Genomic DNA, 19,409 nt, shown 5'->3' with positions numbered 1-19,409 from the left:
GATAGTGGTGCGCGCCGACACGCCGCCGTACACCGAATCGATACCCGAATGCGCAGACCGGGTCGACCCCGGTCCCCCGACGGTCCACGATCCGCGACTTCGACCCCCGCTCGCGCCGGCCGCGCGCAGCCGCACGTCCGCGCGAGGACCGGGTGTGCGCGAGGTTCACCGGGGGTGGTGGCAGGCCACGTCGATCTCGCCGAGCGACACGATCGGCGGCCGGTGCCCGGCGCACACCTCGGTCGCGAACGGGCAGCGCGGGTGGTACGCACAACCGGGCGGCGGCGCCGCGGCCGAGGGCACCTCGCCGACGATGCCCGCGCCGAGCGCCGCCGCGCTCGCCCGGCCGGTCCGCCGCGGGTCGGGCACCGGCACGCTCGCGAGCAACATCCGCGGATAGGGATGCCGCGGTTGGGACAACACCCGCTCGGCCGGGCCCAGCTCGACGATCCGGCCCAGGTACATCACCGCCGCACGATCGGCGAGCCGCCGGGCGATGTCGATCTCGTGGGTGATCACCACGATCGCCAGATCCAGCTCGGTGCGCAGCCGCAACAGCAGGTTGACCACCGTCGCCTTGACGCTCGCGTCCAGACTCGCGGTCGGCTCGTCCAGGACCAGCACCCGCGGACGCACCAACAGGGCGCGCGCGAGCACCAATCGGGCCAGTTCGCCACCGCTGACCTCGGCGGGCAGCCGGTCCAGGTGATCCGCGCTCAACCCGACCCGCTCGACCATCGCGAGCACCAGTTCGTCCCGCTCCGCCCGATCCGCACCCAATCCGTGCACGCGCAGCGGCTGGTGCAGCGCGTGCCGCAAGGTGCGACGCCGGTTGAAGGCGGCACGCGGATTCTGCGTGACGAGCTGGATCAGCCGCTGATCGGCGGGGGTACGGTCGCCGGACAACACCCGGCCGGCCACCGCGACGGTGCCCGACGTCGCGGTGTCCAGACCCGCGAGCACCCGCGCGATCGTGGTCTTGCCGGAGCCCGACTCGCCGACGACCGCGAGCACCTCGCCGGCCGCGACCGTGAACGAGACGTCCTCGGCGGCGGGCACGACCCGCGGCTCGGTCCGGCGCCGGCCGAACGAGCCGGGCAGGGTGAACCGGCGGGTCAGCGCGTCCACCGTCAACAACTCGCTCACCGGCCGGCCTCTCGATCCACCCAGTGGCAGCGCACGTCGCTCGCGCCGTGCCGGGCCGCGGCGGGCATTCGTTCGCGGCACACGTCCAGGACGTGCGGGCAACGCGGCGCGAACGGGCAGCCGGAGAGCAGGTTCGCACCCTCCGCGCTGCCCTCGACCGCCCGCAGCGGCCGGTCCGCCGGCGTCGTCGCGGGCATCGCGGCGATCAGCGCCCGGGTGTACGGATGCCGCGGCGCGGCGAAGAGTTCGCGCACCGGCGCGGTCTCCACCAGCCGCCCGCCGTACATCACCCCGACCCGGTCGCAGATCGTCGATATCACCGCGAGGTCGTGCGAGACGTAGACCATGGCGAGCCCGAGCTTGTCCCGCAGGGTCAACAACAGGCGCAACACCTGCGCCTGCACGGTCGCGTCCAGGGTCGTGGTCGGCTCGTCGGCGAGCAGCAGCGCGGGCTCGTGGGCAAGCGCGGCGATCGCGATCACCACCCGCTGGAGCTGACCGCCGGAGAAGGTGCCGGGCAGGTCGCGCGGCCGGTCCAGGATGGGGCCCAGGCCGATTCCGGTCAGCGTCTCGCGCACCTCGACGTCGTCGAGGCGATCGCCCAGGTACCAGCGCAGTTGCCGAAGCACGGGCGTGGTCGGCGCCAGCGAGGTCATCGGCTGTTGCGGCACCAGCGCCAGCCTGCGCCCGCGCACTCGGCGCAGGTCCCGTTCGCGCATCGCGGCCAGGTCCTCGCCCTGGAACTCGATGCCGCCCGCACGCGTCGCGCCGTCCGGCAGCAGACCCATCAGTGCGGTGCACACGCTGCTCTTGCCGCTGCCGGATTCGCCGACCAGGCCCAGGATCTCGCCGGGCGCCACGTCGAAGGAGACCCCGCGCACCGCGGGCACCGGCCCGAACGGCCCGCGATAGCCGACGTCGAGGTCGCGCACCCGCAGCAGTGGCGCCTCGGTCGCATGCGCCTGCGCCATCACACGAACCGCAGGTGTTGTGGGTCGAGCCGGCTGATCCGCAACATCGTCGGATCGAGCGGGGACAGTTCGGCGCGCTGGGCCAGTGCGAGCTTCGGGTACACCGGCGGGGTGATCACCGCGTCCTCGGCGAGCAGCCGGTTCACCCGGCCGAGCGCGGCCTCCCGTGCGGCGGGGTCCGAGGTCTGCCAGACGGTGTCGATCAGCCGGTCCACCTCGGGGTTGGCGTAGCCGCAGGAGAGCACGTTGGCGGAGCCGGCCGGGGCGAGCGTCAGGTAGTTCGCCGGGCCCGAGGTGAAGCCGGACGAGAACGTGTTCATCAGCATGTCGTAGTCGCGCGACAGCCACTTGTTGGACCACGGCCCGCCCGCGAGTTGCTCGATGGTGACGTCGAGGCCGACCTGCTTCCAGCCCGCCACCAGCACCTGGGCGATGTCGCGGATGCCCTGGTTGGTGCCGATGGTCACGGTGAACGAGCGCTTGGTCGTCTTCGCCCGGGCCAACAACGCGCGGGCCTGGGCCACGTCGGGTGCGGGCGGGAACGTCTTCAGCGTTGCGTCCCAACCGAGTTCGGCGGGCCCGATCGGACCCTGGCCGATGGTGCCCTCGCCGCCGTACACCCGTTGCAGCACACCCTGGCGGTCCATCGACAGCGCGACCGCCTTGCGGAAGTCGGGGTCGGAGAACGGCTCCTTCTTCATCATCACGTAGCTGAGCACGTCCAGTGGCGCCTCGGTGAGCACGAGCGCGAGCGACGTGTCCCGGCGGATCGTGTCGAAGGTGGCGAAGGACGGCGCGGTGATCAGGTCGACCTTGCCCTGCCGCAGGCTCAGCACCCGCGTGTTCGCGTCCGCGAAGACGGTGTACTCCATGCCGGCGAACGCGGGCTTGGCGCCGCCGGGGTACTGGCCGCCGTGGTAGCGGTCGAAGCGGGAGAGGGTGAAGCTCTGGCCGGCCACGAATTTGTCCAACCGGTACGGCCCGGTGCCCATCATCGTGTCCTTGCGGGCCACGAAGTCGCGGTGGGTGATCGGCAGGTTGGTCAGGTGCGAGCGCAGCAGGCCGTACGGCTTGCTCAGCACGATCCGCACGGTGTGTTCGTCGACCTTCTCGAAGCGGGAGAGGTAGCCGAGCATGTACGTGATCCACTCGCTGCCGGCCGCGAGGTCGAGCATGTGCGCCAGCGTGGCCACCACGTCGTCCGCGGTGAACGGGCTGCCGTCGTGCCACAGCACGCCCCGACGCAGGCGGATCGTCCAGGCCAGGCCGTCGTCGGCGATCCGCGGTTCGCCGTCGGCGAGCAGCGGCACCGAGGCGAGCTTGGCGTCGTAGCCGTACAGGCTCTCCATGATCGGCTCGGCGATCCATCGGGTGATCTCCGAGCCGGAGTCGAGCGGGTTCAGGCTGCTGGGCGCGGACGCCACGCCGATCCGCAGGATGCCGTCCCGGTGTCGATCGGCCACCCGCTTGCTCCCGGAGGAGCTCGAACACGCGGTGAGCACGCCCGTGCCGGCGGCGGCCGCGAGCGCCGCGAGGCCGAGGAAGCCTCGGCGGTTCAGGCCGACTGTGCGCACCGGGGTCACTGGGTCTCCTTGTGGGTCGGGGTCTGCTTGGGGGTCCGCTCGGGCGCGCGCCGGAGCTTGGGGGTCTGCTCGGGCGCGCGCCGGCGGACCGAACCGGTGCCGACGACGCGCGGTCGGCCGCCGCCGGCCGTCTCGCCGAGCAGGTTGAAGCCCAGGATGCCGAGCACCAGGACCGTGCCGGGCAGCGTCGCGTACCACCAGTCGCCGCCGATGATCTGTCCGCCGGCGTCGGCGATCAGGTTGCCCAGGGTGGCCTGCGGCGGCGCCACGCCCAGGCCGAGGAAGCTCAGGCCGCCTTCGGCGAAGACCGCGATGGCCATCGCCAGGAGGGCCTGGCCGAGCACCGGCGGCCAGACGTTGACCAGCACCTCGCGGAAGAGGATCTCCCGGGTGGGCACACCCAGGCCGCGCAGGTTGGTGACGTAGTCCTCGCGCATCTCCACCACCGTGGCGCCGCGGGCGACCCGGGCGAAGTAGGGCACGAAGCCCAGCCCGATGGCGAATGCGACCCGCGGCCCGTTGCCGACGGTGACCGGACCGAAGTGCATGTCCGCGGTGCCCATCAGGCCGATCAGGAACATCACGAAGACGAACTGCGGCAGCGCCTGGAGGGTCTCCACCGAGCGCATCAGCACACCGTCGAGGCGACCGCCGTGCCGGTATCCGGCGAGTACGCCCAGCGGCATGCCGACCGCCACCGCGAAGCCGATCGAGGTCAGGCAGATCCACAACGAGGTCCACGCGCCCTCGGCGGTTCTGGCCAGCAGGTCGCGGCCCAGGTGGTCGGTGCCGAAGGGGTGCGCGAGCGAGGGGGCCTCCGGGCCGGGGGTGACCAGCGCGACGGGATCGCCGTGCAGCCGGCCGACGGTGGCGACCAGGAGGTAGAGCACGACGCAGGCCAGGCCGATCCAACCGGCCACGCCCAGGCGCGGGCGGGGCCTCACCCGGCCCGTCCGAGCTTGTCCCGGGTGACGCCGGCCGCGGTGCGCGGATCCACGAGCGGGTAGAGCAGGTCGACCACCAGGTTCAACAGCAGGAAGATCGCCGAGGTGGCCACGCAGGCGCCGAGCGCGAGCGGGTAGTCCTGCCGCTGGAAGGCGGTGACCATCAGTTGGCCGATCCCCGGGATCTGGAACACGTTCTCGATCAGCACGGTGCCCGACAACAGCCCACCGATCAGTACACCGGCCACGGTCAGCGTCGGCACGAGCGCCCCGCGCAGCGCCACCCGGCGCAGCGTGAGCAGCCGTGAACCGCCCATCGCCCGCGCGAACAGCACATGGTCGGAGGCCATCGCGTCGGCGAGCCCGCCGCGCAGCGAGCGGGTGAGCATCGCGAACGTGGCCAGAGCGAGCACGATCGCGGGCAACACGAGGACCTTGAGGTTGGTCGCGGGGTCCTCGGTGAAGGTGACGAAGCCGCCCGCGTTCGGCAGCAGGTCCGGATGGCTGTCGCCGACCAGCACGAGCGCGAGCACGGCCAGCCAGTAGCCCGGCAGGGACATCGCCAGCACGCTCAGCACCCGCGTGCCGTGGTCGACCACGCCGCCGCGGCGCAGCACCGACCACGCGCCGAGCAAAGTGGCCGGGATCACTGCGAACACGGCTGCGAGCAGCCCGAGTTCGAGCGAGATCGGCAGCGCGCGGCCGATCTGGTCGGCGACCGAGGAGCCGTCGTAGAGCGAGGTGCCGAAGTCGCCGCGCAGCGCGTCGCCGACGTAGTCGAGGTATTGGGTCACCAGCGGCCGGTCCAGACCCATCCGGTGCTCGACCGCGGCGCGGGCCACCGGATCGGCCGCGACCTGCGGCGCGAGCTGGTTGACCGGGCTCACCGGCGATGCGTGCAGCAGCAGGAACAGGCCGGTCACGACGGCAAACATCACCACGACGACGCCCAGGACGCGCCGCACCAGGTAGTTCGTCATCACTCTCCCGCCGATCCGATGCGCCATCCATTGTCGGACGGCGCATCGGACGGTGGGCCCCCGGGGCGTGCGGTGGTGGCGGAACGCACGGTTCCGCGGTCGATCGGGTGTCGCCGCGATCGATCAGGCGGTCTTGCGGAACCGCTCCAGGTCCTTGCCCAGCTCGCGCAGCACGGCACTGTTGATGTCGTACGCGAACAGCACCTCCTGGATCACCAGTTCCTGCTCCTCGGCGTCCCACGGCGCGTTGTTCATCGCCGCGCGGTAGGCGTCCTTCCACACGGTCAGGTCGCCGAGCCCGTCGAACACGTAGAAGTCGCTGCCTCGGGTGCCCGGCAGGTCGTAGTGCTTGCGCATCTGCTTGGCGATGAACTGGCCGCCGGACATGTCGCCGAGGTAGCGGGTGTAGTGGTGGGCCACGAAGCCGCCGGCCCAGTCGTAGCACTTCTCCCGCATCCGGTCCGCGTAGCGCCGGGTGGCCTCGTTCGCGGGCCACTCCCGCTTCCAGTTCTCGCCGGCCAGGAAGAGCATGTCGGCTTCGAGCACGGCCCGGCGGTCCAGGCGCGCATCGGCGAACGGGGCGCCGATCGGGTCGTTGCGCATGGTGTCCGCGGCGTCGTCGAGCACGACGTAGGCCCAGTAGTGCTGGGCCACCATCGCGGTGTACGCGTCCCGGGTCAGTTCGCCCTTCATCAGCGCTTCGAGGAAGCCCGAACCCTCGGCCTCCTGGTGGAAGGCCCACGAGCGCTTGCGCAGCGACTCGGCGAAGGTCGGGGTTGCACCGGCGGTTTCGGCGGTCTCGGTCGTGGTCATGAGGTTTCCCCTAGGTGCGACAAGATCTACCGAACACGCACAAGATGGTGCGGACGGTGCGAACTGTGATGGGTCGGGCGGCTTCGCCCGTGCGGATTCGACACTTCGCCCAGGGCGCAGTGCCGGCAGCGATTCGGGTCGCCGCCCGTTTCCGCCGGCCCTCGCAGTCTGTGTGGCGCGATGCGGTGCCGTCAATAAGTTACCGACAACTTGTCGGCACGTTGTCGGCAGGGTCTCCATCCGCCGGAATCGGCGCGGCCGACCGGTACGAGGCCCACCCGAGGGGCGGCGCGGGCCGGCCTCACGGAGCCGGCCGAACGCTCGATCGCGGCCGTCTCCGGGGCCACCCCGGCAGTCCCGTCGGATCGAGCCGGTCTTAGGATAGCCTCACCTCCAATCATTCCGTACGCGATCGTACGGTCGGCCCAGAGGAAACAACGTGAGCCCAGCCCGCACCGGACGCCTCGGCGCCGTCGCCGCCGTCGCGACGCTCCTTCTCGCCTGGTCGCTCGGCGGCCCGGCGAGTCCCGCACACGCGGCCGGTACCCCGACGGCGGGCAAAGCCACCCTGACCGCAGCGAAGACCACCGGGCTCGACCCGGCGGGCGACGTGGTCAAGCTGGTCGGCAAGGGCTTCACGCCGGGCGTGCGGCTGTTCATCCTGCCGTGCGACCCCGCCCAAGGCGCGGGCCGCGCGTGCGACATGGGCTCGTTCTCCGGCCCCACCGAGGCGGACTCGACCGGCTCGTTCAGCACCGACGTCAAGGTCATGGCCAAGTTCGGCGCGGTCGACTGCCTCAAGACCCGCTGCGCGATCGCCACCTCGAACTCGGCCAACGGCAAGGACCGCACGCAGGAGGTCTACCTGCCGATCGGCTTCCAGGGCGAGGACCCGGGCCTGCCCGCGAGCCCGCCGCCGGCCACCGCCGCGCCGCAGGCCGGGGCGCCGGGTGCGGGCGCGCCGAAGACGTCGGCGGCACCGGCCACCGGCGCGCAGGCCACCACGGCCCCGAACACCGACGGCACGATCGTCGCGACCCAAGACAAGGACGACGACGACGGCAACGGCGGCCTGATCCTCGGACTGATCGCCGCCGTCGTGGTGGTGGCCCTGGTGGTCGTCGGCGTACTGGTCAAGCGCCGTCGCCCGACCGCCTGACCGCGGCCCTCCATCCGTCACTCCCCCATCCGACGAGCCGCCGAGTCGGCAGGCTCGTCCCCAGTCCTCGGAGTCCGCACATGCGCACATCCCGTACCGCCGCCGCCGTCGCCGCCACCGCGATCGCCGGTCTCGGCCTCACCGCCCTCGCGAGCGCCCCCGCCTCGGCGGCCGACGCACCGACGATCAGCCTGTCCAAGGCGAGCGGCCTCGCCGCCGGCGGCGAGGAGATCACCGTCACCGGCAAGAACTTCAAGCCGGGCAAGGGCGTGTACATCGCGCAGACCGTGGCCAAGCCCGCCGGCGGCGTGCCGACCCAGTACGGCAACGCCGGGTACGTCCCGCAGGTCGGCCCGGACGGCACCTTCTCGGTCAAGATCAAGCCCGCGCAGAGCTTCGAGGGCAAGGACAAGAAGAAGGTCGACTGCGCCACCACCGCGTGCTTCGTGGCGACCTTCAACGATCACACCGACCTCGCCAACCGCGACCAGGACGTGTGGGTCCCGGTGAGCTTCGGCGCCGCCGCGCCGGCCGCCACCACGCCGCAGACCGGCGCCACCACCGAGGCCGGCGAGCCGAAGCTGCCCAGGACCGGCTCGTCGAGCACGCAGCTCGCCTACGTGGGTGCGGGCATGCTGGTGGTCGGCGTGGGCGCGGTCGCCGCGTCCCGGCGGCGCCGCGACTCCGCGCGCGCCTGACCACCTCCACCCCCTACCGCCGGAGGCGACCCGCATGAGCGAGGCGACCGTCAACCCGTTCGGAGCGGACGCGATCACCGCCGTCTGCAAGCACATGAACGACGACCACCCCGAGGACTGCCTGCTGATCTCGCGTGGTCTGGGCGGGCAGCCGGACGCCACCTCGGCCACCATGACCGGCCTGGACGGCGACGCGGCGTACTACTCGGCGATCGTGGCCGGGGAGCCGATCGCGGTGCGGGTGCCGTGGAGCCGCTCGATCACGGAACGTCGGGACGTGCGGATCGAGGTCGTCACGCAGTACAACGAGGCCTGCAAGGCACTGGGCCTGCCGGCCCGCGGCGAGGGCGAGCACTGAGCCGGGGCGACGCGCGGGGAACCGACGGGCGGGCCTGGCCGACCACCTGACGGGCCGACCGTTCGACGGACCCGACCATCTGTAACAAGCATCACGCCGACGGCCCGGGAGGACTTCCTTCCGGGCCGTCGGCGTTGTTCATCCGATGTGTGTGCGGCCATGCGGGCGCCGGGAAAAATAACCTGTCGGCTGCACGTGTACAAAAAGATATAGTGAGCTTCGCTCAGTATCAGGCTCCACCCCGTGTGCCGGACTCCGCTCGATCCCCCACTCGGGTCGGTCCCCGACTCGGTTCGGCCCAGGCTCCGCCCCGCTCCCCCGACAACACGAAGGCCGTCTGCCGTATGCCGCCCATATCCGCGTCCCGCCTCAGTCAGAAGGTCGTGGTCGGCGCCGTCTTCGTCGCCGCGATGTTCGTCAACATCCTCGACGTCACCATCATCAACGTCGCGCTCCCCGCGATCGGCAAGGACCTGGGCGCGTCCCAGGCGAGCCTGGCCACGGTCGCGGTCGGCTATCTGGTCAGCCTCGCGGTGTTCATCCCCGCGTCCGGCTGGCTCGGCGACCGCTTCGGCACCAAGCGGATCTTCCTGATCGCACTGGCCCTGTTCACCGGCGCGTCCGCACTGTGCGGACTGGCGCAGAGCATCGATCAACTGGTGCTCTTCCGGATCCTCCAGGGCGCGGGCGGCGGCATGCTGACGCCGGTCGGCATGGCGATGATGTTCCGGGTCTTCCCGCCCGAGGAGCGGGTGCGCGCGTCCCGCATCCTGATGGTCCCCACCGCACTGGCCCCCGCGCTGGGCCCGGTGCTCGGCGGCCTGCTCGTGGACAAGGCGTCCTGGCACTGGGTCTTCTACATCAACCTGCCGGTGGGTGTGGCCGCGTTCGTGTTCGGCCTGGTCTTCCTGGAGGAGTACAAGAACCCCAAGGCGGGTCGCTTCGACCTGCCCGGGTTCGTCCTGTCCGGGGCCGGCTTCGCGCTGCTGATGTACGCACTGAGCGAGGGCGCGACCAAGGGTTGGGGCTCGCCGATCATCCTGTCCACCGGGATCGCCGGCCTGATCCTGTGCATCGCGATGATCTTCGTCGAGCTGCGGGTCAAGGAGCCGATGCTGCACCTGCGGCTGCTTCGCGACCGGTTGTTCGTCAGCACCAACGTGGTGTCGATGGTCAACTCCGCCGCGTTCCTGGGCGTGCTGTACGTCTTCCCGCTGATGCAGCAGCAGGCGTTCGGCAAGTCGGCCCTGGAGACCGGTCTGCTCACCTTCCCGGAGGCGTTCGGCGTGGTGATCGCCACCCAGTGGGTCTCGCGCCTGTACCCGGTGGTCGGACCGCGCCGGCTGATGGCGGGTGGCCTGCTCGGCATCGGCGCATGCGCGGCGCTGCTGGCCCTGGTCGACGGCAACACCGCGCCCGTGCTGATCGTGGTGCTGATGTTCTGCACCGGCGCCTCGATGGCACACGTGATGATCCCGATGCAGGCGGCCGCGTTCGCGCGGACCGCGCCGGCCGACAACGGCCGTGCCTCGACCATCTTCAACGTGCAGCGCCAACTCGGCTCGGCCCTGGGCGTCGCGCTCCTGGCCAGCGTGCTCGCGGGAATCGGCACGATGACGACCCACTCCGGCGGCGCCCCGAGCCCGAACCTGCACGCGTACCACGTGGCCTTCCTGGTCGCCGCCGGCCTGGCGGTCCTCGGCGCGATCGCCGCCCTGACCATCCGCGACGCGGACGCGGCCTCGACGCTCCGCAAGAAGACCGAGGTCGTCCCGGCCCCCAAGCCCGCCACGGAGAACGCAACGGTCTGAGCGGCCCCGCCCCACCACGCCCGCACGCACCCGCCCCGGGCAGGCCGACCCGTAGGCCCGCCCGGGCAAGTTCCTCGGCCCGTTCGGGCAGCCTCCACGGCCCGTTCGGGCACCGCCATCGCGCCGCCCGGACAACCTTCTCGGCTCGTTCGGACAACCTTCCGACCCGTGCAGCAACCCCGTCGAGCCGTCCGGCGTTTGAGGACACCACCCACGCCGGCCTCAAAACCCGTCCGGGCCAACTCGATCAGCCCGTCCGGCGTTTGAGGACACCACCAACCGCAGCCCAAGACCCGTCCGGGCCGACTCCCGCAGCCCGTCCGGCGTCTGAGGACAAGGCGTGCCGGCCGTTAGGCCCGAAAGCGCCAGGCCACGTGCGCCGAGCGCCGCCGCATCGTCTCGCGTCGCTCCGGGTCGGTCACCGACCGCGTGCCCACCGCGAGGTGATCCCGCACCTCGTGCCGCAGGGCCACCCGCGCCCGGACGGTGGGCTGTTCGCGCGGATCGAGCCAGCGGTGCGTGGCGAAGACCTCCGTACGCCCCTCGGTGTCCAGCCAGTTCGGCACACCCGGGTCCAGTGCGCCGATCACGACCCGGATCAGACCGTCCGGATCGGCCTCCGCCTGCACGTGGTTGAGCGAGGTCTGCCGGTTGGCGAAGTCGAGCGACTCGAACCAGCCGGGGCTGTACAGCTGGAGGTCCCACTGCGCCGAGACGCGCGGATCGGTCTCCACGATCAGCACCTGATCATCCGCCAGCCGCACCCGGGCGAAGCCGTACACGACCTCCTTGACCCCACCGGCCACCGTGGACGGTGTGCTGAACGTATTCACCGGCTGCCGATCGCCGGTGGTACGCACCCAGTCGTTCCAGACCTCGATCGAGTTCTCCACCGACGTCGCGGCGCCGTCGAGCATCCCCGCGACCCGCTCCGGGGTGACCCGGGCGGCCGGTTGCCCCTGGGTGTCCAGGCGTTCCAGGGCCAGCATGGCCGGTTGTTCCGGCTTCCAGTCGAAGTAGTAGTCGCGTACGTGCAGGACCCGGGCATCCGGCGTCAGGCGGACCCAGTTCCCGGGTTGCTCGGTGGCACTGAGGATGATCTCGACGGTGTCGCCGGGCCCGACGCCCAGCGCGGTCGAGGAGGTCTCCGCGACGATGTCGGTCCGCCCGGAGTGCATGTCCCCCGGCTTGACCTGGAGGACGAACTTCTCGCACGCGTTCATCGTCACGGTGAGCCGGTACACACCGTCCCCGGCGATCGGCGCACGGCGCGCGTTCTGGTCCACGTTCGGCCCGCCCCAGCGATACGCGAGGTCGTTGTGGGTGAAGAACGCCGGGTTCTGCGGATCGGTCGCGGCCAGTTGGTAGGTCAGCCAGCAGGCGACCTGATTGGCCAGGTGCCGGATCCCCTCGGCCCGATCGGTGTCGGTCGCACCGGGGAAGTCGGCCTCCAGGATGCGATCGCCCAGCGCGGCCATGCGCTCGCAATAGGCGCGCCACGCGGTGCCGTTGACGACCTCGTGCGCGGATGCGTCGTTGCGCTGCGGGTCGTTGCCCTGCGGGTGCGTGCGGTGGGGGTCGTTGCGGTGCGGGTCGTTCGTGTGCCGCAGGCTCGGGTGCACGTCAGATCTCTTCCGTCGGGACCAGGAACCGCTTCTGATAGTCCGTCAGCCGAGATCGTACGTCCTCCCGGTCCAATCCGAGGTCCTCGAACGAGTAGTTGTGCCGCCCGTGCCTGCCCTGCGGGCGATCGGCCAGGTGCGCGCGCATCGCGTCCTCGGCCTCGGCAGTGAGGTCGAGGCCGAACGTGGCGTACAACTCGCGCACCACCGCGATCGGATCGCGCATGAAGTCGGCGTAGGCCGAATCGTGCCAGTCGGACTCGGCGATCCGGCCCGCGTCGCGAAACGCGGTGAGCCGGTCGTAGGCGGTGCACCACAGATCGCTCTGGGTGCGGGCGACGTCGCGGATGTCGGACGCGTTGCCGTACGCGTGGTGGATCGTGGCGATCAGGCTGCTCAGCGACGCGAGCACGGTGAGCGGGTCGCGGTGGGTCACCGCCAGACGCGCGTCCGGGTAGACGTCGACCAGTGCGTCCAGGGTGAGCAGGTGCGCGGGCGACTTGAGCACCCACCGGGTCCGCCCCGGGGTACGGCGCTGGAGGATCTGCAGGACGAGCCGGTGGTAGGCGTACGCGGGCCGCATGTCGCATTCGGCCAGCCACGCGGCGTAGGACGGAATCGCGAACTGCCCGGTGAAGTCCTCGGATCGGAACGCGAGCGCGTGCGCGCTGATGCACTCCTTGGGCAGCGTGCCGCTCTTCTCGTGGATCGCGTCCATGGCCGGCACCGCGGCGGTGATGAACCGGATCTCGCGCTCGGCGAGCCCGATCCGCGGGTCGGTGTCCCGGGTCGCGGGCTCGGGCGGCGGCACGGGCCGCAGGAACTCCCAGGTGGTGGGGACCCGGTTCGCCGGGTCCCGGGCCAGCAGCGCGTGCAGGATCGAGGTACCGGTCCGCGGGCCGCCGGTGACGAAGATCGGCCGGTGGATCCGCTCGTCGAGCACGCCGGGGTCGTCCCGTACGTAGCGGGCGATCTGGAGCCGCACCTCCAGCAGCCGGGCCACCCAGGTATGCGCCCACCAGCGGCCGACCCGGTCGAGGTCGGCCTCGTGGTCCAGCGCGTACAGCAGCCGGTCCAGGCCCTCGCGGAAGCCCTGGTCGTGCTCACCCAGGCCGTCCTGGCCCGGGCCGTCCTCGCCCGCGTCGCTCAGTCCGGTCCTGGCCCGCGCCTCGCCGAGCAGCGTGTCGGCGTCGAACGGCCGGTCGAGGTCGTCGGTGAGCGGCGGGATGTCGCCGGCGGCAAGGGTCTCGGTCCAGGCGGCACGCTGCGGTGGTGTCCAGGGCATGACTGGGCGTCTCCCTCACGTTCGGGTTCGCGGGCCGAACGCCGAGCGGGCGTGGCCTCGCCGCAGATTAGCTCTTTGTGAAGGTAAATCTGAAGGGCCGTCAGATACTTGGCCGCGGGTCGTCGCACGGGCGAGGAGTGGGCAGGGTGGTGGGCCGGGTAGCGACCTGGGCGGTGGGCCGGGCGGTGGGCCGGGAGTCGGGCCGAGGAGGCGGCCCGCCTGCCGGTTGTCGCGCGGCGGGCCGGATCCGGGGCGCGACGTGGCGCCCCGTACCGTACGAATCCTCGATATCAATGTGGATGGAGAGTCGTGAGCGAGCGCAACGTGGTCTGGCACGAGGGCGGAGTGACGCGCGAGCAGCGTCCGGCGCCCGGAGCGACGATCTGGTTCACCGGCCTGTCGGGCTCGGGCAAGTCGACGGTCGCGGTGATCGCCGAGCGGCTCCTGGTCGAGCGCGGGATCACCGCGTACCGGCTGGACGGCGACAACGTCCGGCTCGGTCTGAACGGCGACCTGGGTTTCGGCGCGGAGGATCGCACCGAGAACATCCGCCGGGTCGGCGAGGTGGCCCGCCTGTTCGCCGACGCGGGCGTGATCGCGATCGTCCCGGTGATCAGCCCGTACCGCGCCGACCGCGACCGGGTCCGCGCCCTGCACGCCCGGGACGGTCTGCCGTTCCTGGAGGTGTTCGTGGACACCCCGATCGAGGAGTGCGAACGCCGCGACCCGAAGGGCCTGTACGCCAAGGCCCGGCGCGGCGAGATCGGCGACTTCACCGGCATCTCGGCCCCGTACGAGGCCCCGGAGAAGCCGGAGTTGCGACTCACCCCGACGGACGGCGACCCGGAACAGCAGGCCGAGCGGTTGCTCGCGCTGCTGGAGACGGTGGTCTGGGGGTAGGGCGAGGGGGTGGCGAGGGCGGCGATCGGCGGATCGGGCGGGCGAGAGTGGTGGTCGGCGGATCGGGCTGCCGAGAGTGGTGGTCCGCGGATCTGGCGGCCGAGAGCGGTGGTCGGCGGATCGGGTGGCCGAGCGCGGCAGTCGGCGGTCGGTGGTCGGTGGTCGGTGGTCGGCAGTAGTCGGTCGGCGGGCCGCGCGGTAGGTGACGTGCCGTCAGGGCCCGGGTATCCCCCTCGGATATCCGGGCCCTGACGCTGTGTCGGTCGCTCGCGCCGAGCGGCCGACTACGACGGCCGGCCGCTTCGACGGTTACCGACCCGCTTGGTTGCGGCCGGCCGCTCAGTGCAGCAGGCCGCCCGTGGCGGGCTTGCGGCCGTGCTTCATCAGCAGCGCGATCACGAGCGCCAGCACGCCGCAGACGATCAGGATCCAGAAGCCGGTGGTGAAGGCGTCCGTGGTGTAGGTACAGCCACGCGGGTCGCATGCGTCGACGGTGGCCATGCCCTGGCCGGTCGGCGAGGGACCGGTGATCTGTAGGCGGTTGTTGGTGAAGATCGGCGACAGCAGCGCGACACCGACCGAGGCGCCGAACGACTGGGCGACCACCAGCATGCTGGACGAGATGCCTTGCTGCTCCTGCGGTACGGCCTCGATGATCAGGTTCGGCGCGGCGGCGTAGTACATCCCGAAGCCGATGCCGTAGACCACGCCGCAGATCAGCATGAGCTGCCACGAGTCGTGCAGGAACAGGTACATGAAGCCCGCGACGGTCAGCGTGGCGACACCGACGATCATCGGCATCCGCAGCCCCCGACGCTGCCCCCACAGCCCGGCCAGCGGGCCGGCGATCATGCTGGACATGGACTGCCAGATCAGTACGTGCAGGGCGAGTCCGAGCAGGGTGAAGCCGAGTGCGTAGTCGAGCGAGTCGTTGAACGAGACGGCCGCCTTGACCTGGTCGGCGATTCCCGCCCACATCGCCTCGGGTGCGCCCATCGCCTTGGCGCCCTGGACGGCGCCGTCGCCGTACTTGTCCAGAGTGCTCTGCTTGACGTTGTCCGGGGTCAGGCCCATGTAGCTGGTGAGGTAGTTCTGGATGCCGATGATCATGTTCGCCAGGAACGCGATCCCGAGCACGAGCGCCACTCGCGGGGCGGTCAGCAGCTTGAGGTCGATGATCGGGTTCTCCACCCGCTTCTCCCACAACACCCACAGACCGATCACCACGACGCCGAGGACCGCGTATCCGAACGCGGACGGCTTGCCCCAGCCCCAGGCCTGACCCTGGCTGATGTAGAGCAGGATCAGCGCGAGCCCGACACCGAGGATGACGCCGCCGACGTAGTCCACCTTCTGCGGGACGCGCAGCTTGGACTCCGGCACCACGACCAGCAGCAGCGGGATCAGCACGAGCATGTAGACGACCAGGAACCAGAACAGCGAGCGCCAGGAGTAGTGCTCGGTGAGCACACCGCCGACGACCGGCGCCAGCGCGGCGGAAAGCCCGAGGCCGGTGGCCGAGACGCCGATCGCGACCGGGATGAACTTGCGCGGCATCAGGTCGCGGATGAGCCCGTACACGACGGCGGTCATGCCGAACGCGACCGCCTGGAGCGCGCGGCCGAGCAGGAACAGCGGCCACGAGCTGGTGAGCGCACAGATCAGCGAGCCGAGCAGGAACGAGACGCTGGTCGCGAGCAGCAGCCGCTTCTTGCCGTAGACGTCCGAGAGCTTGCCGATCAGCGGGCTGACCGCGCCACCGACCAGGCCCAGGATCACCACCATCCACGTGATGCTCTCGCCGACGGACCGGAACGACGGCGCGATTTCCGGCACAGCCGAGGAGATCATCGCGTACTGGAGCGGCACGACCTCGGAGAACATGACCACGACGGCCAGGACGGCCAGGACTCGGCCTTTGGACACGCCCTCCAGCCGACCGGTGTCGACCGAGGACGGGTCGGATTCGGGCTCCGGCGGCTTCGCGGATACTTCAACGGTCGCAGACATACCGGTACTTTCCGTTCTGTGCAGGGGCGCGCGCCGGACACGTGTCACCACTGCGACACGTCCGGTTTTGTACGGAATCTTTGGGGGCAAAGCGCCGCTCGGCCTCGATGGGGCGGGCGCGCATCTCGTGGACGCTGCCAACCGGATCGGTGCACTCCAGCCGAACTGGTTGACAGTGTTTAGCACGGCGGCGAGGTGCGGGGAAGAGCAACAACCGAGCCGTGGGCCGTTTGATCCCGATATGCGGCAAAATTCCCTGACGACCCGTCAGCTAACTGTCGCGGTTGGGGTGGGTTGGGGTTGGGGTTGGGTCCGCTGAGGGCTGGGCTGGGCTCGGTGGGTTGGGTTGGGTTGGGCTGGATTGGGTTCGCTGAGGGTTGGGCTCGGTGGGGTGGGGTTGGGTCCGCTGAGGGTTGGACTGGGCTCGGTGGGTTGGGTTGGGTTGGGTTGGGTTGGAGGTGGGGTTGGGGCAGGGTGCAGGAGTGGGGTGGGGCGCTGGAGCGGGGTGCCGGGGTCGAGGGTCGGGGGGCCGCTGCTGCGTTTTGGTCGGGCGCGGGTGCGGATGGCCGGCTGCGCATTGGTGGGGCGGGAAGGGCGAGGATGGGTGGCTTCTGCGCGTGGGGGCGGGACGGGCGGACGCGGGTGGCTTCGGTTGGAGGGTGGCGGGGCCGTCCGGGGCCGGACCCGGGCCGTGGCCTCGCGGGGCTGCCTGGGGGCGACGCGTTTTCCCGGATGGGTCGGCTACCGGCAGCCCCATGCCCGACGATGCACGTTGCGTCTTGGTCGGGTGGGGCGCGGGTGGCTTTGTGCTAACCGGTCGGCGTGGACCGGTTAGCACAAAGCCACCCGCTGCCCACCAAAGCGCGACCGCCGGCCGAGAACGGCCGACCCACCCAGGGCGGCATCCCGCATCTCGCACCCCGGCAGCCTGCGACCCGAGGGCCGGCCCCGCGCAGCCCCGATCCCGACCCAAGCCAAATCCCCGATCTCAGCCCAAGCCCTGCCCCTGCCCCCGCCCCCGGCCCCGGCCCCGGCCGAAGCACGCTCCGCCAACCAACCTCCAGGCGCAGCCGCGAAGTCCCCGACCCCTCCCCCGGCCGAAGTCCCCGACTCCTCCCTGGCCCCGCCCAGCACCTCGCACCCCGCGCCCCCTCCCTCTCCCAACCCTCACCCCAGGTCGTGGAAAGCCGAGGCGACCTCCGTCCAGCGTTCGACCGACTCGGTGTCCTCGCGCCAGGTGCTCACCGCCGAGTAGGCGACGACGCGCGTGGCGACTCCGCGGTATCGGCTCATCAGGGCCTCCGCCAGGCCGTCCCACGGGGCGCTTACCGTCAGGGTGTCCAGCACCTCGTCGTCGATCGCGGCGGCCATGCCGGCGCGGTCCTTGGCGCCGAAGAGGCGGTGCAGGCGGGGCTGGAGGTCGTCCCAACCGTGCGTCTCGAAGACCTTGGCGTAGCCGGGCGTCGAGCCGTAGAAGGCCAGCCGCATGCGCAGTTTGGCGCGTTCGGCCTCGATCTCCTCTTCGGTGTCGCCGGTCGCGGTCATCACCGGGCAGACCAGCGCGAAGTCCTCGGCCGCGCCGCCGGCGGCGAGTTGGGGACGGACCACGTCGCGGATGTAGCGCACGCTGTGCAGCGGGTGGATGTGCAGGCCGTCGGCCACCTCACCGATCATCCGCAACATCCACGGGTTCACCCCGGCCAGGTAGATCGGCGGGTCGGCGATCGAGCCGCCCGGCGTCCACTCCGGTGTCATCAGCGTGAATTGATAGAAGTCGCCCTTGAAGCGCAGTCGTTCCTCGCCTCGGAAGGCCGCCCAGATCGCCCGCAGCGCGCCGACGTATTCGCGCAGTCGCGGCCCCGGTCGGTCGAACTCGGCCGAGTAGCGCCGCTCGATGTGCGGTCGCACCTGGGTGCCCAGGCCCAGGACGAATCGGCCGCCGGTGGCCTCGGACAGTTCCCAGGCCGCCGACGCGGTGACCATCGGGCTGCGCGCGAACGCGACGGCGATGCCGGTGCCGACGGTGAGGCTCTCGGTCGCCAGCGCCGCGGCGGTCGCGGCGGTGTACGCGGTGCGGCCACCTTCGGTGAGCCATAGCCCGTCGAAGCCGGCCCGCTCGGTGGCGGCTGCGGCGCGTTGCATGCCGCGCAGGGTGAGGCCGGCTGCCATGACATCGAGCTGAGGGGGCGTCACTTGTTCTCCTGTACAGAGGATTCCGCGGATTCCGCTTCGCGTACACGGTCCCACGCGCCGGTGACCGTGCCGCTCCAGCGCGGCGCGCGCCGTTCCGACCAGGCGCGCGGGCCCTCGCGCGCGTCGTCGGTGCCCATCAGGATGCGGTGGTACGCGGTTTCCAGCCGTTCCACCTCGTCCCGGCCGGCGTCCGCCCACAACAGGCGCTTGGTCAGCGCGGCCGACACCGGGTGCACGTTGGTGGCGATATCGTGGGCGATCTCCATCGCAGCCGGCAGCACCTCGGCCGCGGGCAGCGCACGCGACGCGAGCCCCAGCGCGAGCGCCTCGCTCCCGCGGAAGGTACGCCCGGTCAGCAGGATGTCGGCGGCCACCGCCCGCGATGTCGCGGTCGGCACCGTCCAGTGCGACTGGGCGTCGGGCACCATCCCGCGCCGAACCTGGGGAATCGCCAACTTGGCGTCCTCGGCCACGATCCGGATGTCGCACTGCATCGCCAGGGTGAACCCGATGCCGATCGCGTGCCCGTTGATCGCCGCGATGACCGGCTTGCGCACCGCCCAGGCAGGCGGCTGCACCGGCGACGCGCTGAAGGCCCGCGCACCGGATCCCGAGCCCGGCCCCGGCCTCGACTCCGGCCCCGATCCCGATCCCGATCCCGAATTCTCCCCTGAACCCGACCCCTCCCCCGGCCCCGCAAAGGTGTCCGCAGCCGGCGACATGTCGGCGCCCGCGCAGAACGCCCGCCCCGCACCGGTCAGCACCACCGCCCGCACGGCATCGTCCGCATCGCAGCGCGCGTAGGCGTCCCCCAACGCGATGCCCATCCCTCCGGAGAACACGTTGAGCAGGTCGGGTCGATCGAGCGTGACGACGGCGACGCCGTCGCGGATGGCAAATCGGATCACTCTGGGACGGTAGGCCGATTCCTTGACA

At 71.3% G+C, this 19,409-nt stretch carries 16 protein-coding genes; 5 read left to right on the top strand and 11 right to left on the bottom strand.

Features of this window, described 5'->3' with window-relative positions:
• Positions 1–165: 165 nt before the first annotated feature.
• From ACFZBU_RS19515 to ACFZBU_RS19490, 6 genes are all read right to left on the bottom strand, one after another.
• Positions 166–1,146: an oligopeptide/dipeptide ABC transporter ATP-binding protein gene (locus ACFZBU_RS19515; protein ID WP_391584857.1), complete on the bottom strand. Its 981-nt coding sequence runs from the start codon at positions 1,144–1,146 to the stop codon at positions 166–168.
• Positions 1,143–2,117, bottom strand: coding sequence for an ABC transporter ATP-binding protein (locus tag ACFZBU_RS19510; RefSeq protein ID WP_391584856.1), 975 nt, complete (start codon positions 2,115–2,117; stop codon positions 1,143–1,145). The genes ACFZBU_RS19515 and ACFZBU_RS19510 overlap by 4 nt, the downstream gene beginning before the upstream one ends.
• Positions 2,117–3,700 carry an ABC transporter substrate-binding protein gene (locus ACFZBU_RS19505; protein WP_391584855.1) on the bottom strand — a complete coding sequence of 528 codons (1,584 nt, stop codon included), beginning with the start codon at positions 3,698–3,700 and terminating at the stop codon, positions 2,117–2,119. Before ACFZBU_RS19505 ends, ACFZBU_RS19510 begins: the two co-directional genes overlap by 1 nt.
• The gene (locus tag ACFZBU_RS19500) at positions 3,697–4,644 is read right to left on the bottom strand and encodes an ABC transporter permease (RefSeq protein ID WP_391584854.1); all 948 of its coding nucleotides are present in this window, start codon (positions 4,642–4,644) and stop codon (positions 3,697–3,699) included. Before ACFZBU_RS19500 ends, ACFZBU_RS19505 begins: the two co-directional genes overlap by 4 nt.
• Positions 4,641–5,624, bottom strand: a complete 984-nt coding sequence (locus tag ACFZBU_RS19495; protein ID WP_391584853.1) for an ABC transporter permease — start codon at positions 5,622–5,624, stop codon at positions 4,641–4,643. The genes ACFZBU_RS19500 and ACFZBU_RS19495 overlap by 4 nt, the downstream gene beginning before the upstream one ends.
• 123 nt (positions 5,625–5,747) lie before the next feature.
• Entirely contained in the window at positions 5,748–6,437 is a 690-nt protein-coding gene (locus ACFZBU_RS19490) for a heme oxygenase (biliverdin-producing) (RefSeq protein ID WP_391584852.1), read from the bottom strand.
• A 439-nt stretch (positions 6,438–6,876) separates the two neighbouring features.
• Here ACFZBU_RS19490 and ACFZBU_RS19485 point away from each other — a divergent pair, with 439 nt between their 5' ends.
• The 4 genes from ACFZBU_RS19485 (at position 6,877) to ACFZBU_RS19470 (ending at position 10,463) form a co-directional block, all read left to right on the top strand.
• Positions 6,877–7,596 (top strand): neocarzinostatin apoprotein domain-containing protein, encoded by a 720-nt coding sequence (locus ACFZBU_RS19485; RefSeq protein WP_391584851.1) that lies wholly within the window; start codon positions 6,877–6,879, stop codon positions 7,594–7,596.
• 80 nt (positions 7,597–7,676) lie between these two features.
• Positions 7,677–8,294 (top strand): neocarzinostatin apoprotein domain-containing protein, encoded by a 618-nt coding sequence (locus tag ACFZBU_RS19480; RefSeq protein ID WP_391584850.1) that lies wholly within the window; start codon positions 7,677–7,679, stop codon positions 8,292–8,294.
• Between the two features lie 34 nt (positions 8,295–8,328).
• Positions 8,329–8,652 (top strand): DUF2470 domain-containing protein, encoded by a 324-nt coding sequence (locus tag ACFZBU_RS19475; protein ID WP_391584849.1) that lies wholly within the window; start codon positions 8,329–8,331, stop codon positions 8,650–8,652.
• Between the two features lie 344 nt (positions 8,653–8,996).
• A complete protein-coding gene (locus tag ACFZBU_RS19470; protein ID WP_391584848.1) occupies positions 8,997–10,463 on the top strand; it encodes an MDR family MFS transporter in 1,467 nt (488 codons plus the stop codon).
• Between the two features lie 350 nt (positions 10,464–10,813).
• Here ACFZBU_RS19470 and ACFZBU_RS19465 read toward each other — a convergent pair whose 3' ends face one another.
• Complete coding sequence (locus ACFZBU_RS19465) at positions 10,814–12,085, bottom strand: DUF1214 domain-containing protein (protein WP_391584847.1); 1,272 nt, start codon at positions 12,083–12,085, stop codon at positions 10,814–10,816.
• 1 nt (position 12,086) lies between these two features.
• The gene (locus ACFZBU_RS19460; protein WP_391584846.1) at positions 12,087–13,370 is read right to left on the bottom strand and encodes a sulfotransferase family protein; all 1,284 of its coding nucleotides are present in this window, start codon (positions 13,368–13,370) and stop codon (positions 12,087–12,089) included.
• 309 nt (positions 13,371–13,679) lie between these two features.
• Between ACFZBU_RS19460 and cysC the strand changes: the two genes are divergently transcribed.
• Positions 13,680–14,270, top strand: a complete 591-nt coding sequence (gene cysC, locus ACFZBU_RS19455; protein WP_391584845.1) for an adenylyl-sulfate kinase — start codon at positions 13,680–13,682, stop codon at positions 14,268–14,270.
• A 339-nt stretch (positions 14,271–14,609) separates the two neighbouring features.
• Here cysC and ACFZBU_RS19450 read toward each other — a convergent pair whose 3' ends face one another.
• From ACFZBU_RS19450 to ACFZBU_RS19440, 3 genes are all read right to left on the bottom strand, one after another.
• Entirely contained in the window at positions 14,610–16,280 is a 1,671-nt protein-coding gene (locus tag ACFZBU_RS19450; RefSeq protein WP_391584844.1) for an MFS transporter, read from the bottom strand.
• Between the two features lie 1,167 nt (positions 16,281–17,447).
• Positions 17,448–18,473 (bottom strand): TIGR03617 family F420-dependent LLM class oxidoreductase, encoded by a 1,026-nt coding sequence (locus tag ACFZBU_RS19445; RefSeq protein ID WP_391584843.1) that lies wholly within the window; start codon positions 18,471–18,473, stop codon positions 17,448–17,450.
• A complete protein-coding gene (locus ACFZBU_RS19440) occupies positions 18,470–19,381 on the bottom strand; it encodes an enoyl-CoA hydratase/isomerase family protein (protein WP_391584842.1) in 912 nt (303 codons plus the stop codon). Before ACFZBU_RS19440 ends, ACFZBU_RS19445 begins: the two co-directional genes overlap by 4 nt.
• Positions 19,382–19,409 lie beyond the last annotated feature (28 nt).

This window comes from Embleya sp. NPDC008237 (assembly GCF_042956465.1).
GTDB lineage: Bacteria > Actinomycetota > Actinomycetes > Streptomycetales > Streptomycetaceae > Embleya.
The sequence above is the reverse complement of the archived record's forward strand: the minus strand, read 5'-3'. Positions and strand labels throughout refer to the sequence as shown.

What these genes read in the sequence shown, in the direction of transcription:
- ACFZBU_RS19510 (WP_391584856.1), bottom strand. Translation starts at nt 2,117, where the DNA reads ATGGCGCAGGCGCATGCGACCGAGGCGCCACTGCTGCGGGTGCGCGAC.
- ACFZBU_RS19475 (WP_391584849.1), top strand. Translation starts at nt 8,329, where the DNA reads ATGAGCGAGGCGACCGTCAACCCGTTCGGAGCGGACGCGATCACCGCC.
- ACFZBU_RS19470 (WP_391584848.1), top strand. Translation starts at nt 8,997, where the DNA reads ATGCCGCCCATATCCGCGTCCCGCCTCAGTCAGAAGGTCGTGGTCGGC.
- ACFZBU_RS19480 (WP_391584850.1), top strand. Translation starts at nt 7,677, where the DNA reads ATGCGCACATCCCGTACCGCCGCCGCCGTCGCCGCCACCGCGATCGCC.
- ACFZBU_RS19495 (WP_391584853.1), bottom strand. Translation starts at nt 5,624, where the DNA reads ATGACGAACTACCTGGTGCGGCGCGTCCTGGGCGTCGTCGTGGTGATG.
- ACFZBU_RS19450 (WP_391584844.1), bottom strand. Translation starts at nt 16,280, where the DNA reads ATGTCTGCGACCGTTGAAGTATCCGCGAAGCCGCCGGAGCCCGAATCC.
- ACFZBU_RS19460 (WP_391584846.1), bottom strand. Translation starts at nt 13,370, where the DNA reads ATGCCCTGGACACCACCGCAGCGTGCCGCCTGGACCGAGACCCTTGCC.
- ACFZBU_RS19490 (WP_391584852.1), bottom strand. Translation starts at nt 6,437, where the DNA reads ATGACCACGACCGAGACCGCCGAAACCGCCGGTGCAACCCCGACCTTC.